We start from the raw sequence: 17,187 nt of genomic DNA, 5'->3' as shown, positions 1-17,187 counted from the left end.
GATGACGTCACCACTCGGTTTCGACCCGAAGTTTTTGTCCGACATCGACGTTCCGTTGCCCGATCGCGCAGGCCTGGCGGTACTCCCCTACACGCACTTCTCGGTGTCCATGGATCCAGACCGACGCCTCGCCGCGGTCACCGGTGTCAACATCGACGGTGCGAGCCTGAAGGATGTCGAGCGGGGCGACGACTGGCGACTCGACGATCGCCTGCCGGCATCGCAGCAGGCAGGCAACGAGTTGTACTCGAACAACGACCTCGATCGCGGGCATCTGGTTCGCAGGCGAGATCCCGTGTGGGGTGAGCTCGCGGTGGCCAGGCGCGCCAACGAGGACACGTTCCACTACACGGTGTGCGCCCCTCAGACGGCCACGCTGAACCAGTCGAAGACGCTGTGGCTCGGGCTCGAAGATTACGTGCTCGGCCACGCCGAGCAGTACGATCAGCGCCTTTCTGTGTTCAGCGGCTGCATCTTCGCCGGCGACGATCCGATCTATCGCGGTGTCGCCCTTCCACGGCAGTTCTTCAAGATTGCGGCGTGGTCCCAGGGCTCGGCTCCCGCATGCACCGGGTACGTACTCGACCAATCGCCGTCACTCGACCCGATTCTCGACAAGCCTCTACGAGTCGAGACCGATCCCCCGCCCCTCGGCCCATACCGGACGTACCAGGTTCCCGTGGCCGACATCGCGTCGGCGACCGGTCTCGAGCTGGGCGTGCTGATCGAAGCGGATCGCTATGCACCGGTGGCCGCGGCTCGTGCGGAGGCGTCGAAGTGGACAGAGCTGACGCAACTGTCGGACATCCACCTCTGAAACCAACCACATGGTTCTATTCGATACGGAATCGTGACGCGCATCGAGGCCGCGAACCAATAGCATTGCGCAGCATCCGAGAAAGCGTCTACGAACAGGGGCTCGACATGCGAAGACGATGGACGACGGCACTGGCGGCGCTTGCGATGACGGTGGCAGCACTGTTCGTCTCGAGTGGCACGGCGGCGGCTGCACCGCACTCACATCTCGCGACCGTGTCCATCCCGAGCGCATATCCGTGGGAAGCGCCGTACTCGCTCGACGTCAACGGCTACAGCGGCCTTCGGTCCGACTTCGGGGGGCCGTACCACGCATTCCTGGCGATCACCGCGCAGCCGCCTACCACCGACCCGATCTACAGCCAGAACTGGCGATTCCTGTCGTTCGCTACGCACACCGAGGTGCAGTGGCGCAACACGACAACCGGCGCATCGGGCGTGGCACACGAGGACAGGAACGCTCGGTATCCATGGGGTGAGGCGTACATCGACACTGGTCTCGGATGGGTCGAATACACGATCACACTCACCTCGGGCGCGTTGATTCAGCAGCTCAATCCGCAACGCGTCACGTCGTCCGGTGCACTCGAAGTGACCCTGAATCCGTTCTGACGGTCAGGCTTCGGTAGCGGCCAAGCGGACGAAGGCTGAGGCGTCGATGGTCTCGCCGCGAGCGGTCGGGTCGATCCCGGCCTCGCGCAATCGCCGCTCGGCGGCCACCGGGGAGCCGGCCCACCCGGCCAGGGCCGCCCGTAAGGTCTTGCGCCGCTGCGCGAATGCCGCGTCGATCACTGCGAAGACGGCTTTGCGATGCACGGTGTCGGTCGGCCACGGCGGCTCGGCGTACCGATCGATGCGCACCAGTCCCGATTCGACTTTGGGTACCGGCCAGAACACCGAACGGCCCACTGCACCCGCCCTTTTCACGTCTCCGAAGAACCTGGCCTTGACGCTGGGGATGCCGTAGATCTTGCTTCCAGGCACCGCGGCAAGTCGATCGGCCACCTCGGCTTGAACCATGACCACGGCGACGCGAAGACTCGGAAGTTCCGAGAACAGATGAATGAGTACCGGAACCGCGACGTTGTAGGGAAGATTGGCCACCAAGGCGGTCGGCTCCCCGGCAATATCCGCGGCACGGATACGAAGGGCGTCGGCCTCGATGACCGTCAGGCGGTCGGCCAGAGTCGGGGCGCGGTCGGCCACCGTCGTCGGCAGACGGGTCGCGAGCTTCGGGTCGATCTCGACCGCGATGACGGAATCGGCCACATCGAGCAGCGCGAGAGTCAGCGATCCGAGGCCGGGGCCGACTTCGAGGACCGTGTCCTGGGGGCCGACGCCGGCGGAGGCGACGATGCGTCGAACGGTGTTGGCGTCGTGTACGAAGTTCTGCCCGAGCTGCTTGGTGGGCCGCACGTCGAGCTCGGCGGCCAACGAGCGGACCTCGGCGGGACCCAGCAGGGCCGCGGATCCCCTCACATGTTCGGACACGGCGGAAACTCTACGTGGGCAGGAGTGGAGCCTGCGGAACGACCCAGAAATGCAGGAGTGGAGCCTGCGGAACGACCCAGAAATGCAGGAGTGGAGCCTGCGGAACGACCCAGAAATGCAGGAGTGAAGCCTGCGGAACGACCCAGGAGAGTCAGCGGTAACCCAAGCGCGAGGTGCAGGCGGGCCATGCGCCCCAGCCCTGTGACTTCTGTGTCACCGACGCGATCGCGATCTGCTCCTCGCGGGTGGCGAGATCGGCGCGCGGTGCGTATTTGAGGCCGCCCTGGCGTTCCCAGGTGTTCTGGTCGAACTGCACGCCGCCGTAGAAACCGTTGCCGGTGTTGATGGCCCAGTTGCCGGTCGCCTCGCACTGCGCGAGAGCGTCCCAGATCGCACCGTTCTCCACCGGCGGCACCTCGGTGCCGGGCTTCGCGCCGACGCGAACGGTCTTCGGCTGCGCGGGCACCTGAACGTTCTCGTCGACCTTCTCGCGCCCGACCTCGACGCCGTTGACCATGTTGATCTTCCAGGTGATGTCGGAGACTCCCGGAGCGCCGGGGTTCTCGACGACGGTCTTGCTCATGTTCATCGTCGGATCTTCGATGCGCTGCTCGGGCGCGTCCACATCGGTGGTCTCGGTCTTGGTGACGGTGCGGTCACGCGTGACGACGATCTCGGCTCCGTCGGTAACGGTGGCGTCGGGATCGGGGCTGACGGTGTCCGCCTCTTCCAGTGGCTTACCCGCGGCTTCGAGGAATTCACGAATTGTGGGTGCGGCCAGAGTGACCGGAGTTGCGGGGGCTCCGCCGTCGACCAGCGAGACCTGCTTGGGCAGAGCCACGTCCAGTTCGGTGCCGTCGAGAGGCAACCGCTCCGAGCGTGAGGCGGAGACGTGCACGTCCTCGGCCAGACCGGTCTGCTGCAGTGCTTCGTCGACGGTCAGGGCGGTGGTCCAGATGTTCTCGGGCTGCCCGTCGACGTTCAGCGTGATCTCGCGGGCGCGGCGCAGGACCACGGTGTCGCCGTCGCTCAATCCGGTATCAGGAGCGGGAACGACCAAGTCCTTGTCCGACGGGGCATAGCCGGCATCGACGAGCGCGCTGTTGACGTCGGTTTTCATCGTGCTCAGCGAGATCATGTCGCCGTCGACGTCGATGGTCACGGTCTTGTGACGGCTCACCGCCATCACGCCACCGGCGACGAGCGTCATCAACAGGGCCGCGATGACCAGGTAGAGCGTGGTCGAACGGGCGGAGTTGAGACGTCTGATAGTCGACAAGTTTCGTATTCCTGGCGGTTGCGAGCGTGACTCGGTGCACGAAACGCCGAGTTCGGTCACGGTACGGTAACGAATTAGTACCCACGCCGCAACTTCACCGGCTACAGGCCGTACACCCTCACCGCGTTGGCGGTGGCGTGAGCAGCGAGCTCTGCCGGATCCTGACCGCGGATCTCGGCCAAGGCCCTGGCGGTGTACGGCAGGCAGTACGGCTCGTTCGGTGCACCGCGATATGGATGCGGGGTGAGGAACGGTGCGTCGGTCTCCACCAGTACCAGCTCGTTCGGCACCAGCACCGCCGCCTCACGCAGTGCATGCGCGTTCTTGAAGCTGACCGTCCCGGAGAAACTGAGCACGTAACCGGCGTCGACGCAGGCCTTGGCGGTGTCGGGACCACCGGAGAAGCAGTGGAAGATCACCGTCTCCGGAGCGCCCTCGGTCACCAGAACCTCGAGCAGATCCTCGTCTGCCTCACGGTTGTGGATCATCAGGGGCTTACCCAGGCGCTTCGCAAGGTCGATGTGCCAGCGAAATCCCTCGTGCTGCTCGGCTACCGTCGCGCAACCGTCGAGCTTGCCGGGCCAGTAGTAGTCCAGCCCTGTCTCACCGACGGCAACCACGCGCGGATCGGATGCCAGTCGCTCGATCTCGGCCTTGGCCACGTCGTCGAGCACGTTCGCGCGGGTGGGGTGAATGGCCACCGCAGCCCACACCCGCGGATCCCAGGACGCAGCGTCGACGGCGAAGCGGGCGGCATCGAGATCGTCGGCGATGGTGACCACGCGGGTGACGCCGACGGACTCGGCCTTGTCCACGATCGCGGCCACACTCGCCGCGTCGGTCGCGCCGCACGCATCGAGGTGGGTGTGCGCGTCGACGAGGGTGCCGACGGGCTCGGGCAACGGTGGTGCGGGACGGTCTCTACTCACGATCGTTAGAGTAGGCGCACCATGACTGCGCCAGCTGATGCCTCACGGCCACCCTTCTACGTCACCACGGCGATTGCGTACCCCAACGGCGCGCCGCACATCGGGCACGCCTACGAGTACATCGCCACCGACGCCATCGCGCGCTTCAAGCGCCTCGACGGCTACGACGTGCGATTCCTGACGGGAACCGACGAGCACGGGCTCAAGATGCAGCAGACCGCGCAGACCGAGGGCATCGATGTCCGCGAACTCGCCGCGCGCAATTCCGATGCTTTCCAGGCCGCGCAGGATCTGCTGAAGGTCTCGTACGAACGCTTCATCCGCACCACCGATGCCGACCACCTCGCCGCCAGCCAGGAACTGTGGAAGCGGATGGAGGCGAACGGAGACATCTATCTCGACGCGTTCTCCGGCTGGTACTCGGTGCGCGACGAGGCGTTCTACACCGAAGCCGAGACCACCCTGAACGAAGACGGCTCCCGCGTCGCGACGGAGACGAACACTCCCGTCGAGTGGACCGAGGAACCGTCGTACTTCTTCCGGCTCTCGCAGTACCAGGACAAGCTCCTCGAGCTGTACGACGCGGTGCCGGACTTCATTGCGCCGAACACGCGTCGCAACGAGATCGTGAATTTCGTCAAGGGCGGTCTCCGAGACCTGTCGATCTCGCGAACCACGTTCGACTGGGGTGTACCGGTCCCCGGCGACCCCGCACACGTGATGTACGTCTGGGTCGACGCATTGACCAACTACCTCACCGGTGCCGGGTTCCCCGAGACCGAATCCGAGGCGTACCGAAAGTTCTGGCCGGCCGATCTGCACATCATCGGCAAGGACATCACCCGCTTCCACACCGTCTACTGGCCGGCGTTCCTGATGTCTGCGGGTATCGAGCTACCCAAGCGGGTGTTCGTGCACGGGTTCCTGAACGTCAAGGGCGAGAAGATGTCCAAGTCTCTCGGCAACGTGCTGGATCCGCAGTCCTTGGTGGAGAACTACGGCCTCGATCCAGTGCGCTTCTTCTTCCTGCGCGAGGTCTCGTTCGGCCAGGACGGCAGCTACAGCCACGAGGCGATCGTCGCGCGCGTCAACGCCGACCTGTCCAACGAACTCGGTAACCTCGCACAGCGCTCGCTGACGATGGTGGCGAAGAACCTGGAGGGAACGCTCCCGACACCGGGAGACTTCACCGCCGAGGACGAGGCGATGCTGGCCCGCGCGGACGCGCTGCTGGAGATCTGCCGACGCGAATTCGACGTGCAGGCAATCCATTCCGCGCTCGAGGCGATCTGGTCGGTGCTCGGCGAGACCAACCGCTACTTCTCGCTGCAGCAGCCGTGGGTATTGCGCAAGACCGATCCCGATCGCATGGCCACCGTGCTGTACGTGACGATCGAGGTGCTGCGCATCGTCAGCATTCTGGCGCAGCCCGTCATGCCCGATTCCGCGTCGCGCATCCTCGACCTGCTCGGCGCACAGAACCGCGAATTCACCGACATCGCAACTCGTTCGGTTCCCGGCACCGCTCTCCCGGCCCCGACGCCGGTGTTCCCCAAGTACGAGTAGAGCGCTCCGCGCATGTGCACGAAACCTCGTAGCCCACTACGAAGTTTCGTGCACATGCGGCGAAGCCGCTCTCACAAGGTCTTCTCGAGCTCCTCCAGCGTGTTCTCCAGATGTGTCAGCATGCGCTGCAGGTGCGGCACACTGCGTCGGCATCCGATGAGTCCGAAGTTCAGCGAGTCGCCGTTGCTGGCGACGGTGATGTTGAGTGCCTGCCCGTCGGCCACGATCGACGCCGGGTAGATGCCGTCGAGTTTCGCGCCGTTCCAGTACAGATCTTCCTTGGATCCGGGCACGTTGGAGATGATGACGTTGAACGGCGGCGGGGTGTAGTCGACGAATCCCGGCACCGGCCCGAACAACAACGGAGCCATGGTGACTGCTCCTACGGCGAGCGCTTCGAGCGTGTTGAGTTCGCTCATCATCTGCTTGCCCTTGACGGTCGAATCCTTGATCCGCTCCAGCCTCACGATCGGATCGGATTCGTCGGTGGCCAGATTGCACAGGATGGTCGTCACCGAGTTGCCGGCGTCCTTGTCGTCGCCCTCCTTGCGCAGCGACACCGGGACCATCGCGATCAGTGGCTCCTCGGGCAACGCGCTCTGATCGATGAGGTACGCGCGCAGAGCTCCGGCGCACATCGCGAGCACCATGTCGTTGAGCGTGGCGTCGAGCGCTGTTCCGACCGTGCGGATGCGCTCGATCGACCAACTCTCGGCGGCGAAGCGTCGCGCACCACCGATGGGCACGTTGAACATCGTCCTCGGCGCTTGCAACGGGAGTTGCGCACCCTCTTTCTTCAACGCGCGCAATCCGATTCGTGCCGTCGCAGGCGCGAAGTCGACCAGGTCCCCGACGATCTTGCGCCCCATCGAGAGTCCGCTTCCCAACTGCGCCAACCGCCCGGGCTGCTCGACGGCATCCTGCTTCCTGCGCCTTCCGAACAGCGACGGGTCCCAGGTGGCGACCCCGCTTCGGTCGTCCGGGTCGGTACTGAGAGTTCGCTGCATCAACTTCAACGCGCTCACGCCGTCGACCAGCGAGTGATGCACCTTGGTGTACAACGCAATTCGGCCGTCGGCCAGTCCCTCGATGATGTGCAGCTCCCACATCGGACGGTAGCGATCGAGCGGTGCACTGTGATTGAGCGACAGAAATTGGAACAGCTCACGAATTCGACCGGGAGCAGGCAGCACCGTCCGCCGAACGTGGTACTCGAAGTCCACATCCGGGTCGAAGGCCCAGGCCAGATTGCCCATGATCTGAACCGGACGCGACGGCCGCTTCCGGAAGAGTTCGTGCACCTCGCCGGTGGTGAACTTGCGGTGCACTTCCTCCGCGAAGTCGTGTGGATCGCCTGGCGGGACGAACAACTCCAGACCGCCCACGTGCATCGGGTGCTCCCGTGACTCGGCGATCAGAAACATCGATTCCGTGATGGGCATGAGTGCCATGAGCTGTCCCTTTTCCATTTGTTTTCGGTCACGGTACGGCACCGAATGTGACTCAGAACACGACCTTACGTCGGGTCACGAAAAGCTACCCGCTATTGTCCGTTACCAGGGGTTCCAAATAGAGCGGGGTTCCAACGCACGGCGCATACGCGCCGCGCACCAACAACGGGGATGGAGGCGACGGCCATGAATCCGGCGCTCACCGTAGTCAAGTCGACCGATCCGGCAGCCACCGCACGCAGGCACGATGTTCGTGGCGCGAGCCTTCAGTCGCAGATCCTGTCCAAGTACCTGCAGTTCACGGTTCGGCCGTTCCTGACGATCTGGGCACAGGCGCCCTCTCTTCCGTGGCCGGTGGGCCTGGTCGATTACGCAGGACTGCTCGTCCCGCAGATCAGCGGCACCACGCGTAGTCGCGTCATGCTGGCCGAGTGCGAGGCCGAGTGGATCCGTGCCGAGGGCACCGGTACCGACCGAGTGGTGCTCTACCTGCACGGCGGCGCCTTCGTCTGCTGCGGCCTACGCACGCATCGCCGGATGACCTCGCGGGTCTCGAAGAACGTCGACGGCTCGGTTCTGTCGGTGAACTACCGCATGATGCCGCGCAACCCGATCAGCCACGCTGTCGAGGACGGCGTCGACGCGTACCGATTCCTTCTCGATTCCGGTTACCGCCCCGAACAGATCATCCTGGGCGGCGACTCGGCGGGCGGGTATCTCGCGTTCATGGTCACCCTGGCGCTGCGTACCGTCGGTCTGCCCGCCCCCGCAGGCATCTTCACCATGTCCCCGCTGACCGATATGGACCCCACACGCAAACTCGAGCACGAGAACGCATCGAAGTGTTCGGTCTTTCCGTCCAATGCAGTTCCCGCACTGACCGCACTGGCCGATCGTGTCGACGCACGTATCGTCGTCGACGGTGAAGTAGGCCCGCGGGTGTCACCGGTCGACGGAGATCTCACCGGTCTGCCGCCGGTGCTGATACAGGTCGGTTCGACCGAAATGGTCTATGCCGACGCCGAACTCATGGCTCAGCGCCTCGCCGTCGCCGGAGTCGATTGCGAGCTACAGGTCTACGAGGACCAGGTCCACGTGTTCCAGGCAGCCGATTTCGTCCCCGAGGCCCGCCGCGCACTCAGAGCCATCGGCGAGTTCGCGCGGAACGTCAGCCCCAGTAGAGAAAGCTGAGATACGTTCTCCCCATGGCAGTCACAGTGAACAAGTCCGTCGACATCGACGCGGATGCAGCGGCAGTACTCGAAGTTCTCGCCGACGTCGAGGGCATTCCCTCGTGGTCCCCGGTGCACAAGAAGTGCGAGGTCGTCGATCGGTTCGACGACGGTAAGCCGCACCACGTGAAGATGCAGGTCTCGATCATCGGAGTCAACGACGAACAGCTCGTCGAGTACACGTGGTCGGACAACGAGGTGTCGTGGACTCTCGTGGAGAGCACCCAGCAGAAGGCCCAGGACGGCCGGTACACCTTGACGCCGAAGGGCGAAGGCACCCACGTCGAATTCGAGCTGACCGTCGACCCGAAGGTCCCACTGCCCGGCTTCCTCGTGAAGAAGGGCACCAAAACCATTCTCGAAGCAGCGACCGAGGGGCTTCGCCAGCAAGTGGTGGGCTGACGAGCTACTCGGTCTTGCGGGCCGCCAGAACGGCCTCGTAGACCTCACGCTTGGAGACGCCGTCGACCGCCACTTGGGCGCAGGCGTCCTTCAACCGCATGCCCGACGCCACCAGCGTTTCCACCTCGGCAACGAGATCCTCGGGCTCCTCGGCGACGGCGACAGCTCCTTCGAGTACGACGGTGATCTCGCCGCGCACGCCGTCCCGCGCCCATTCGAGCAACTCACCCAGGCCGCCGCGTCGGACTTCTTCGTAGGTCTTGGTCAGCTCTCGGCACACCGCGGCGCGGCGGTCGGGACCGAGTACGTGCACAGCGTCCTCGAAGCACGCGACGAGACGGTGCGGTGCCTCGAAGAAGACGATGGCGCGCGGTTCGGCGAGCACCGATCGGAAATACGTGCGTCGCTGCCCCTGCTTGCGTGGTGCGAACCCGTCGAAGCAGAACCGTTCGACGGGCAGACCGGACAACGCGAGTGCGGTCGTCACGGCGGACGGACCGGGCAAACAGGTCACCGGCAGATTTGCATCGACGCACGCGGCCACGAGGCGGTAGCCGGGATCGCTCACCGACGGCATCCCGGCGTCGGTCACCAGCAGAACCGTCTTGCCCTCCGCCACGGCCTCGACCAGGGCCGGCAGGCGTGCGGTCTCGACCTGGTCGTAGAAACTGACGACCCTGCCTGCGATCACCACGCCGAGCGAGGACGCGAGTTGTTTGGTGCGCCGGGTGTCCTCGGCGGCGACGACATCGGCACTGCCGAGGGCATCGCGCAGGCGCTGCGAGGCGTCACCGACGTCGCCCATCGGGGTGGCGGCAAGGATGAGCATGCCTCCAGTCTCCCGCACGCGGTGCAGCGGTTTGTCGGGCACCGCCGATCAACGCCTACGATCGGTACGTGACCTTGCTGACCTCTGAGCGCTCCGGCGACCGGTCGATGGTCAGTCCCGGGCCGACCGTTGCCGCGCGCGACTGGTTCCACGACACCGATGCCCGACGCGGCTGGATCGTCACCGTTGTCATCACCGTCATCTGTGCGGTCACGCGATTCACGATGTTGCGCTACCCCACCGACGCGGGAACCCCGGTCTTCGACGAAAAGCACTACGCCCCTCAGGGGTATCAGGTTCTCACCGGCGGCGGGCTGGAGGACAACCCGGCCTACGGACTGGTGGTGCATCCTCCGGTCGGCAAGCAGCTGATCGCCGTCGGAGAGGCATTGTTCGGCTACAACGGGTGGGGTTGGCGATTCTCCTCGGCCGTGGCCGGAACGCTGTTGGTGCTGTTGGTTATTCGGATCGTGCGACGCCTCGCGCGATCGACGCTCGTCGGTGCCATCGCGGGCATTCTGCTGACCGTGGACGGGGTGACGTTCGTCAGCAGCCGGATCGGCATGCTGGACATCTTTCTCGCATTGTTCGTCACCGCGGCACTGGGCTGCCTGATCGTCGACCGCGACGACATGCGGCGACGTCTGTCGAGGGTGCGCGACGAGGGCCGAATGGACGTCAGCGTGCTCGGTCCGCGAATGGGTGTGCGGTGGTGGCGATTCGGAGCCGGTGTCATGCTGGGGCTCGCGTGCGGCACCAAGTGGTCGGGTCTGTATTTCATCGCGTTCTTCGGATTGCTCAGCGTGGCGTTCGATGTGGCGGCGCGTCGTTCGTACGGCGTCGGGCGCCCGTGGCGGGGAACGGCATTGCGCGACATCGGGCCTGCGCTCTACGCATTGGTCGTCGTTCCGATCGCGGTGTATCTGATGACGTGGTGGGCATGGCTGACCTCCGAGACGGGCGTCTACCGGCACGAGGTCGGCAGCGGCGTCGGAGTCGGCGGTCCGTTCTCGTTCGTTCCCGACGCGCTGCGGTCACTGTGGTTCTACAGCGGCAGTGTGCTGCAATTCCATGAGGGACTGACCAATTCGGCCGGCAACCGACACCCGTGGGAATCGAAGCCGTGGACGTGGCCGATGGGTCTGCGCCCGATGCTGTACTACTTCGCCGACGGGGAGAGCGTGTCCGGGTGCTCGGCATCCTCGTGCGTCAAGGCGATCATGCTCATCGGCACACCCGCGATGTGGTGGCTGGCGTTGCCGATGCTGGCCTGGGTCATCTGGTCGGTGTTCGTTCGACGTGACTGGCGCTATGCCGCTGTGCTGGTTGGCTATTCCGCCGCACTGCTGCCCTGGTTCACCACGCTCGATCGGCAGATGTACTACTTCTACGCGGTGGCGCTCGCCCCGTTCATGGTGATGGGCTTCGCGCTGGTGCTGGGCGACATCATCGGGAAGGCAACGGCGTCGGCGGAACGGCGAGGTACCGGGCTGTTGCTGGTCGCCCTGTACCTCGCCGTGGTGATCGCCAATTTCGTCTGGCTGTGGCCGATCCTGACTGCAATGCCGATCACGCCGCAGATGTGGCAGCAACAGCTGTGGTTGCCGAGCTGGCGATAGGCATCAGGCGAGGAGCCTGCGGATAGACCTATGCAAGCAGTGCTGTCTTGCCTTTGGTGAGTCCGTCGATGCTGATGCGGCCGGCTCCGAATGCGGCCAGTAGCAGCGCGCCGACTCCGAGAGCGACGACCAGCTCGTAGCCGTTGTCGGCGGCGAACACACCGTGCTCGAAGTGAACGAAGATCGCAGCACCGAGCATGTCGAGGAAGAGCAGCAGGCCGGCGATCGGGGTGAAGATTCCCAACACGAGTGCGCCGCCGCCGATCAGCTCGACGAATGTCGCGAAGTAGGCAGATGCAGTGGGCAGAGGGATGTTCATCATCTCGAAGCTGGCCGCGGCACCGTCGAGTCCGTAGGTGTTCAGTTTCTGCCAGCCGTGGGCGATGAAGACCACCCCCAGACCGATTCGGGCTACGAGAGCGACGGCGTCGCGGACGAGGGTGGAGTTCATCGATAACATCCTTCTGACACGGCTACATGGGCCGCATTACCTTGTCAGAAGTATGTTGAAGCGTCAACTTAGCGCCCGTCCGCTCCCTTGAGCGCAGATTCCAGAAACGATCGAGCCTGGTCGTCGTCCAAACCGATCGACCGCACCGTTCTGACGAACTCCGTTGCCGCCCGGGCTGCGATGTCACGCGACGGGTCGCCACCCGAAGCCACGAACGAGCCCGACCGCCCCCGCGTCTCGATGACCCCCTGCTGTTCGAGTTCTCGGTACGTCTTCGCCACCGTGTTCGGTGCGATCTTCAGCTCCTCGGCGAGACCGCGAACCGTCGGGATCTTGGTACCGGCGATGAGGTCTCCCGACCGCACCAGCCCGAGGATCTGCATCCTCAACTGCTCGAACACCGGTGTCGTGTTCGACGAATCGATATGAACGCGCACAGTCCGTGCCTCAACCGACCGCGTCGACTGCGTCGACGATGGACGTCGAACCGGACGTCAACATCAGAGTCTTGTGCACTGCTTTACCGGTGTCGAGCAGCTGTGCGATCACCGCTGCCACGTCGGCGCGCGTCACCTCACCCGAGTCGAGCGGCGGCTCGGTCAGAGTCACCGCGTGCGTCGGATCCTCGTCCGTCAACTTGCCCGGTCGCACGATCGTCCAGTCCAAACCGCTGCGGGCCGAGACATCTTCTTCCGCAGCAGTTTTGGCTGCGATATATGCCTTCCAGCCGTCGTCCAAGCTCTCGTCGACCGGCTCACCGGCACCGAACGAACTGATCAGCACGTACCGGCGGACGCCGGCTTTCTCCGCTGCGTCGGCCAGCAGCACAGCACCGGCACGGTCGACGGTGTCCTTACGCGCCGGACCGCTGTTGGGCCCTGCACCTGCCGCGAACACCACTCCGTCGGCACCCTCGAGCAGGGCCGCCAACTCGTCGACCGAGGCGGCTTCGAGGTCGATCACCTGCGGCAGCGCACCGAGCGCCGTGACGGCGTCGACGTGGTCGCTGTTGCGAATCAGCGAGACTGCGCGGTCTCCGTGCGCCGTCAGTACCTGCGTCAGATGTTGGGCGATCTGGCCGTGGCCACCTGCAATGACAATCCGCTTGTCGGTCATATCGACTACTCCCGTTCCTGGCGTGAATCTGTCGAGGTGGCTACCCGCGTGGCAGGATCGCAAACATGACCAGTTCTGCAACGATCTATCACAATCCGCGCTGCAATACCTCTCGCACCGTACTGAAATCGATCGAGGAAGCCGGTCTGGTCCCCCGTGTGATCAGGTACCTCGAGTCGCCGCCGACCCAGGACGAACTCCGTACGTTGTTGGCCGACGCCGGTCTCGAACCTCGGCAGGCCGTCCGCACCCGCGAGAGCATCTACAAGGAACTCGGCCTCGCCGGCGCGGACGACGACACTCTGATTGCCGCGATGGTCGAGCACCCGATTCTCATCGAACGCCCGATAGTGGTGACCGAAAAGGGAACCGTGCTGGCCCGACCCGCCGACAAGGTACACACCATCCTCTGACGGCTACACCTCTGGGATCAAGACCTGAAGTATTGTCGAGGTCGTGCCGATGCCCGAGTGGAACGTCCGAGAACTGACTCCTGGCCAGCTGTCCGAGCGCAGCGGGGTTGCGGTCTCGGCCTTGCACTTCTACGAGAAACAGGGGCTGATCAGCAGCCGCCGAACCTCGGGTAACCAGCGCAGATTCCACCGCGAGACTTTGCGCCGCGTGGCTTTCATCCGTATTTCACAGAAGGTCGGAATTCCGCTGGCCAGTATCCGCCAGGCATTGAGCGAGCTACCGGACGAGCGGACGCCGACGCGCGAGGACTGGGCCCGACTCTCCACGCGTTGGCACCGCGAGCTCGACTCCCGGATCGAGCAACTGACTCGGCTTCGAGACAATCTGACCGGATGCATCGGGTGCGGCTGTCTGTCGCTGGCCGGCTGCGCTCTGGCCAATCCACACGACGAGCTGTCTCACTCGGGTCCGGGTGCACGCACGCTGGACGTAGATTTCGACGACCCCTCCGCGCGACGCGGCTCCAGCAGCTTGGAGAACTGATCGTTGGCCCTCTGCAGCACGAATTCGTAAGGGGGAGCGAACTTTCGAGCTACCCAGTAGCCGAACCGAATGTCGTTGGAGGAATAGACCAGGTATTTACGCTTGGCAATTCCGGCAAGAATGGCATCGGCGACCACGGACGGTTCGACAGCGCGCTTCTCGAAGCGGTGCTGCAGTTTCTGTACACGCGGATCGTCACGATCGACGCCGGCGATCTGAAGTGTTTGTACCAGACCGGTTTTGACTCCGCCCGGCACTACGAGACTGACTCCGATTCCGTGGCGCTTGAGGTCGTACTTGAGCACTTCGGACACTCCGCGCAGGCCGTACTTGCTTGCACTGTACGCAGCGTGCCACGGCAAGGGCATCAAGCCGGCGGCCGAGGAGACATTGACGAGATGGCCGCCGCGGCCGGCCTCTATCATCGGCGGCAGAAATTTCTCGATGATGTGAATCGGGCCCATGAGATTGACGTCGACCATGGATTTCCAGTGCCGATGCTCGAGATTCTCGACGGTTCCCCACGCCGATATACCCGCAACGTTCATCACGACGTCGAGGCTGCCGAACTCGGCGTGAATGTCGTCCGCGAAAGCCGTGACCGCCTCGAAATCGGACACGTCGAACGGCAACGAGTGACTGACGGTGCCGCCGGCACTACCGACCATGTCGACAGTCTCGGCCAATCCCGCGCTGTTGATGTCGGTGAGGAAGAGCTCGGCTCCCACACCTGCGGCAGCGATGGCCGTTGCCCGACCGATTCCGCTCCCCGCACCCGTGATCAACGTCTTCTTACCGCGCAGATCGTATGTAGCCATCGAAGCCTGTATCCCCCACCGGTTGCCACGTATAAGTTCGATTTCGACCCTACGCGGTGACGACGGAGAGGGTTGTCACAACCTTTGCGACATCTCGTCTCGGTAGTCGTCGACAGTGCGCTCGATGCGCGCAGCGTCGTCATCGGCACCGCGTTTGCGTGCGTCGTCCGCACGCTGCTGCAAGGTGCCGATCGCCTTCCGGAGTTCGGTGTCCGACATTCTCGATCCCTGAGCTGTGTGTTCCATATCACACAGTTTGCCCCGGCACCGAGCAGCGCGGCAAGCGTTCCTGGATTACGAAACGGTCAGACCGTGACAGATCCGGATGCGATGCTCTCCCGTACGAAACTCGACAGACTTCGCGCTGCGAATTCACGGAAGTACGCGAGGTTGTCGGTAGTCACCAGCGACGGGAGCACGGTGTTCCACACCCTCTCCATCCGCAAGGGGGCGTCTTCGAGACGCGACTGAGCCTCGGAGACCATCAGGACTCCGGCAAGCATCTCGCACACCAGCAGTGATGCGTTGCCCGCATCCAGGTGGTCGGCCACGTCGCCGTGCTCGATCGCGCGCTCGAAAAGATGCTCGAAGATGGTTCCCCACGTTCCGAACACACTGCCGCGGGCGGTGTCGGATCCGTCGATCTCCATCTGCAGCCGATACATGACTCGAACCAATGGGTCCGAGGCCGCGAGCTCGAGCACCGAGTACGAAATCCCGATGACGGACTCCAGCGCCGGGTTGCGACTGTCGACCAAGCCGGCACACGCGGTGGACACCCGCTCGTGCCCCTCGTCGACGATGGCGCGGGCCAGTTCCTCCTTGGAGGCGAAGTGGAAGTACAGCGCCCCCTTGGTCACACCGGACTGCGCCGACACCTGACTGAGCGTGGCATTTGCGTGCCCCACCTCCAGAAAGAGATCTGCTGCAGCGCGCAATGCGGCCGCTCTGGTTGCTTCTGCCCTGAGTTGTCTGACCATGCTGTTGCACCCCTGCTCTGTCGATCTTGCGATGACATCGACGCCCTGTACGCGCTGCCTACCCGTCGACCGAACGATGCGAACTCCGCATTCGCGTCACCTGAGCGGGCTGCCAGCGCTCGACAATGGTAACCGGTTCGGAGGCGACTTTGTGATTCGAAAGTGACAATTGCATGAATAAGGTTCCGGTCACAAAACGATTGAAATGAAAAGTTCCACTTCTCCAGAATTTGTAACGACTTCTAGTTCTTCTTTGTACGCCCGAAATATAGTGCCGGACAAAGCACACTCGTCGACCTGAGCCCACACGTCCTCGATGGGATCTGCCAGTGAGCCACTGGGCGTGAACACTGCGTACACACCGGTCGGTATCGAAATGAACACGTCGCCCACGGCCACATCAGAGGGAGAATCCACCGGTACGGCGACCACAGCATTGACCGTGCCGTGTGGATCCGCCACATAGACGGTGACCACCTCTTGTGCACCGATATGCTTCTCGCGCACTCGATCTCGCAGAAATCGCATCCACTCGCTGCCACTCGATTCAGCACCGGGTTCCACCCGCGGCGCCACCAGTCCGCTGAACAGTTCCGCACCTCGCGCGGTGACACGGAAGCTCATCACGACCCCCCTGACACTGTGATCGCCAGATAGAGATCGATCTTGTACGCATGCGGATAGCATTCGTAGTCACCGGTGAACGAACGCACTATCTCACCCTGCTCCTCGGCATGGTCGATCTGAGTCCACAACCGAGTGAGAACCTCGGGAAAAGAGCCCACTGCAGAGAATCGAGCGTATTTCGCCGCAGGCACTTTTGCGACCAGATGTCCCCGTGCAACTTGACCGAGCGAAGAACACAGATAACCGACTATCTGCGTGTTGTACGAGCCGATACCGGGGGCGAAGTCGGTATAAATGGACGCCAGTGGACCCGAGGTCTCCTGATTCAACAACGCGGACCATGCCTGATCCAGGGCCGGATCGTTGAGGCGGCCGAGTGCCCGTTTCGGGCTGCGAACGGGAAGACCGGCAACCCACGTTTCAGCGAGGTCGACGATCTCGAACGACATTCACACTCCGTAGAGAAGTTGCAGGGGCAGATCCCGTACTCGGAACCGGTCCGCTCACGATATCGCCCGTCAATCTACCGGCGCGACGGGCACGTCGATCGTCAATTCCTCAACCACACTGTCCGCCCGTTTCGACCGCTGAGCAACTTCTGGACCGTTCACCCCTCGACTCGAC

At 63.8% G+C, this 17,187-nt stretch carries 21 protein-coding genes; 8 read left to right on the top strand and 13 right to left on the bottom strand.

Translation table 11 applies throughout. The annotated features are described in order from the left end of the window. Position 1: 1 nt before the first annotated feature. On the top strand, positions 2 to 817 hold the full coding sequence (locus tag CH275_RS20435) for a DNA/RNA non-specific endonuclease (protein ID WP_094680075.1): 816 nt from the start codon (positions 2 to 4) through the stop codon (positions 815 to 817). A gap of 107 nt (positions 818 to 924) precedes the next feature. Next, complete coding sequence (locus CH275_RS20430) at positions 925 to 1,428, top strand: hypothetical protein (protein ID WP_143546837.1); 504 nt, start codon at positions 925 to 927, stop codon at positions 1,426 to 1,428. 3 nt (positions 1,429 to 1,431) lie between these two features. Here CH275_RS20430 and rsmA read toward each other — a convergent pair whose 3' ends face one another. From rsmA to CH275_RS20410, 3 genes are all read right to left on the bottom strand, one after another. Continuing rightward, positions 1,432 to 2,307 carry a 16S rRNA (adenine(1518)-N(6)/adenine(1519)-N(6))-dimethyltransferase RsmA gene (rsmA, locus tag CH275_RS20425; RefSeq protein ID WP_094680073.1) on the bottom strand — a complete coding sequence of 292 codons (876 nt, stop codon included), beginning with the start codon at positions 2,305 to 2,307 and terminating at the stop codon, positions 1,432 to 1,434. Positions 2,308 to 2,458: 151 nt separating this feature from the next. Next, positions 2,459 to 3,586, bottom strand: a complete 1,128-nt coding sequence (locus CH275_RS20415) for a resuscitation-promoting factor (RefSeq protein WP_094680306.1) — start codon at positions 3,584 to 3,586, stop codon at positions 2,459 to 2,461. A 101-nt stretch (positions 3,587 to 3,687) separates the two neighbouring features. Next, a complete protein-coding gene (locus CH275_RS20410; RefSeq protein ID WP_094680071.1) occupies positions 3,688 to 4,515 on the bottom strand; it encodes a TatD family hydrolase in 828 nt (275 codons plus the stop codon). 21 nt (positions 4,516 to 4,536) lie between these two features. Here CH275_RS20410 and metG point away from each other — a divergent pair, with 21 nt between their 5' ends. Continuing rightward, entirely contained in the window at positions 4,537 to 6,081 is a 1,545-nt protein-coding gene (metG, locus tag CH275_RS20405; RefSeq protein WP_094680070.1) for a methionine--tRNA ligase, read from the top strand. A 71-nt stretch (positions 6,082 to 6,152) separates the two neighbouring features. On the opposite strand, the gene CH275_RS20400 is transcribed toward metG, so the two are convergent. Next, positions 6,153 to 7,532 carry a WS/DGAT/MGAT family O-acyltransferase gene (locus CH275_RS20400; protein ID WP_094680069.1) on the bottom strand — a complete coding sequence of 460 codons (1,380 nt, stop codon included), beginning with the start codon at positions 7,530 to 7,532 and terminating at the stop codon, positions 6,153 to 6,155. A gap of 171 nt (positions 7,533 to 7,703) precedes the next feature. On the opposite strand from CH275_RS20400, the gene CH275_RS20395 reads away from it, so the two are divergent. Both CH275_RS20395 and CH275_RS20390 read left to right on the top strand, forming a co-directional pair. Then, positions 7,704 to 8,723, top strand: coding sequence for an alpha/beta hydrolase (locus CH275_RS20395; RefSeq protein ID WP_094680068.1), 1,020 nt, complete (start codon positions 7,704 to 7,706; stop codon positions 8,721 to 8,723). A gap of 14 nt (positions 8,724 to 8,737) precedes the next feature. Continuing rightward, a complete protein-coding gene (locus CH275_RS20390) occupies positions 8,738 to 9,166 on the top strand; it encodes an SRPBCC family protein (RefSeq protein ID WP_094680067.1) in 429 nt (142 codons plus the stop codon). A gap of 4 nt (positions 9,167 to 9,170) precedes the next feature. On the opposite strand, the gene rsmI is transcribed toward CH275_RS20390, so the two are convergent. Next, a complete protein-coding gene (rsmI, locus tag CH275_RS20385; protein WP_094680305.1) occupies positions 9,171 to 9,995 on the bottom strand; it encodes a 16S rRNA (cytidine(1402)-2'-O)-methyltransferase in 825 nt (274 codons plus the stop codon). A gap of 107 nt (positions 9,996 to 10,102) precedes the next feature. Between rsmI and CH275_RS20380 the strand changes: the two genes are divergently transcribed. Next, positions 10,103 to 11,614: a dolichyl-phosphate-mannose--protein mannosyltransferase gene (locus CH275_RS20380; RefSeq protein ID WP_094680304.1), complete on the top strand. Its 1,512-nt coding sequence runs from the start codon at positions 10,103 to 10,105 to the stop codon at positions 11,612 to 11,614. Positions 11,615 to 11,642: 28 nt separating this feature from the next. On the opposite strand, the gene CH275_RS20375 is transcribed toward CH275_RS20380, so the two are convergent. The 3 genes from CH275_RS20375 to CH275_RS20365 form a co-directional block, all read right to left on the bottom strand. Continuing rightward, on the bottom strand, positions 11,643 to 12,065 hold the full coding sequence (locus tag CH275_RS20375) for a DoxX family protein (protein WP_094680066.1): 423 nt from the start codon (positions 12,063 to 12,065) through the stop codon (positions 11,643 to 11,645). Between the two features lie 68 nt (positions 12,066 to 12,133). After that, the gene (locus tag CH275_RS20370; RefSeq protein WP_094680065.1) at positions 12,134 to 12,502 is read right to left on the bottom strand and encodes a GntR family transcriptional regulator; all 369 of its coding nucleotides are present in this window, start codon (positions 12,500 to 12,502) and stop codon (positions 12,134 to 12,136) included. A gap of 10 nt (positions 12,503 to 12,512) precedes the next feature. Further along, positions 12,513 to 13,181, bottom strand: coding sequence for an SDR family oxidoreductase (locus CH275_RS20365; protein WP_094680064.1), 669 nt, complete (start codon positions 13,179 to 13,181; stop codon positions 12,513 to 12,515). Positions 13,182 to 13,246: 65 nt separating this feature from the next. Here CH275_RS20365 and arsC point away from each other — a divergent pair, with 65 nt between their 5' ends. Together arsC and soxR are read left to right on the top strand one after the other, a co-directional pair. Further along, a complete protein-coding gene (gene arsC, locus CH275_RS20360) occupies positions 13,247 to 13,594 on the top strand; it encodes an arsenate reductase (glutaredoxin) (RefSeq protein ID WP_094680063.1) in 348 nt (115 codons plus the stop codon). Positions 13,595 to 13,637: 43 nt separating this feature from the next. Continuing rightward, positions 13,638 to 14,138, top strand: a complete 501-nt coding sequence (soxR, locus tag CH275_RS20355) for a redox-sensitive transcriptional activator SoxR (protein ID WP_094680062.1) — start codon at positions 13,638 to 13,640, stop codon at positions 14,136 to 14,138. Here soxR and CH275_RS20350 read toward each other — a convergent pair. The 5 genes from CH275_RS20350 to CH275_RS20335 form a co-directional block, all read right to left on the bottom strand. Beyond that, entirely contained in the window at positions 14,054 to 14,956 is a 903-nt protein-coding gene (locus CH275_RS20350; protein WP_094680061.1) for an SDR family oxidoreductase, read from the bottom strand. The genes soxR and CH275_RS20350 overlap by 85 nt on opposite strands. Before the next feature lie 75 nt (positions 14,957 to 15,031). Then, entirely contained in the window at positions 15,032 to 15,202 is a 171-nt protein-coding gene (locus CH275_RS29605) for a hypothetical protein (RefSeq protein ID WP_179276249.1), read from the bottom strand. Between the two features lie 59 nt (positions 15,203 to 15,261). After that, positions 15,262 to 15,936, bottom strand: coding sequence for a ScbR family autoregulator-binding transcription factor (locus CH275_RS20345; protein ID WP_179276248.1), 675 nt, complete (start codon positions 15,934 to 15,936; stop codon positions 15,262 to 15,264). Positions 15,937 to 16,125: 189 nt separating this feature from the next. Continuing rightward, on the bottom strand, positions 16,126 to 16,560 hold the full coding sequence (locus CH275_RS20340; protein WP_094680302.1) for an effector binding domain-containing protein: 435 nt from the start codon (positions 16,558 to 16,560) through the stop codon (positions 16,126 to 16,128). Then, a complete protein-coding gene (locus CH275_RS20335) occupies positions 16,560 to 17,012 on the bottom strand; it encodes a GyrI-like domain-containing protein (protein WP_094680060.1) in 453 nt (150 codons plus the stop codon). The genes CH275_RS20340 and CH275_RS20335 overlap by 1 nt, the downstream gene beginning before the upstream one ends. Positions 17,013 to 17,187 lie beyond the last annotated feature (175 nt).

The organism is Rhodococcus sp. 06-235-1A, from assembly GCF_002258785.1.
Lineage (GTDB): Bacteria > Actinomycetota > Actinomycetes > Mycobacteriales > Mycobacteriaceae > Rhodococcoides.
Note: the sequence above shows the minus strand (reverse complement) of the source record. Positions and strands in the feature narration are given on the sequence as shown.

Excerpts from the sequence above, each read along its gene's own strand:
- rsmI (WP_094680305.1), bottom strand. The coding sequence starts at position 9,995 with ATGCTCATCCTTGCCGCCACCCCGATGGGCGACGTCGGTGACGCCTCG.
- CH275_RS20435 (WP_094680075.1), top strand. The coding sequence starts at position 2 with ATGACGTCACCACTCGGTTTCGACCCGAAGTTTTTGTCCGACATCGAC.
- CH275_RS20430 (WP_143546837.1), top strand. The coding sequence starts at position 925 with ATGCGAAGACGATGGACGACGGCACTGGCGGCGCTTGCGATGACGGTG.
- CH275_RS29605 (WP_179276249.1), bottom strand. The coding sequence starts at position 15,202 with ATGGAACACACAGCTCAGGGATCGAGAATGTCGGACACCGAACTCCGG.
- CH275_RS20365 (WP_094680064.1), bottom strand. The coding sequence starts at position 13,181 with ATGACCGACAAGCGGATTGTCATTGCAGGTGGCCACGGCCAGATCGCC.
- CH275_RS20340 (WP_094680302.1), bottom strand. The coding sequence starts at position 16,560 with ATGAGCTTCCGTGTCACCGCGCGAGGTGCGGAACTGTTCAGCGGACTG.
- CH275_RS20400 (WP_094680069.1), bottom strand. The coding sequence starts at position 7,532 with ATGGCACTCATGCCCATCACGGAATCGATGTTTCTGATCGCCGAGTCA.
- CH275_RS20395 (WP_094680068.1), top strand. The coding sequence starts at position 7,704 with ATGGAGGCGACGGCCATGAATCCGGCGCTCACCGTAGTCAAGTCGACC.
- metG (WP_094680070.1), top strand. The coding sequence starts at position 4,537 with ATGACTGCGCCAGCTGATGCCTCACGGCCACCCTTCTACGTCACCACG.
- CH275_RS20345 (WP_179276248.1), bottom strand. The coding sequence starts at position 15,936 with ATGGTCAGACAACTCAGGGCAGAAGCAACCAGAGCGGCCGCATTGCGC.
- CH275_RS20375 (WP_094680066.1), bottom strand. The coding sequence starts at position 12,065 with ATGAACTCCACCCTCGTCCGCGACGCCGTCGCTCTCGTAGCCCGAATC.
- arsC (WP_094680063.1), top strand. The coding sequence starts at position 13,247 with ATGACCAGTTCTGCAACGATCTATCACAATCCGCGCTGCAATACCTCT.
- CH275_RS20350 (WP_094680061.1), bottom strand. The coding sequence starts at position 14,956 with ATGGCTACATACGATCTGCGCGGTAAGAAGACGTTGATCACGGGTGCG.
- CH275_RS20390 (WP_094680067.1), top strand. The coding sequence starts at position 8,738 with ATGGCAGTCACAGTGAACAAGTCCGTCGACATCGACGCGGATGCAGCG.
- CH275_RS20335 (WP_094680060.1), bottom strand. The coding sequence starts at position 17,012 with ATGTCGTTCGAGATCGTCGACCTCGCTGAAACGTGGGTTGCCGGTCTT.
- CH275_RS20380 (WP_094680304.1), top strand. The coding sequence starts at position 10,103 with ATGGTCAGTCCCGGGCCGACCGTTGCCGCGCGCGACTGGTTCCACGAC.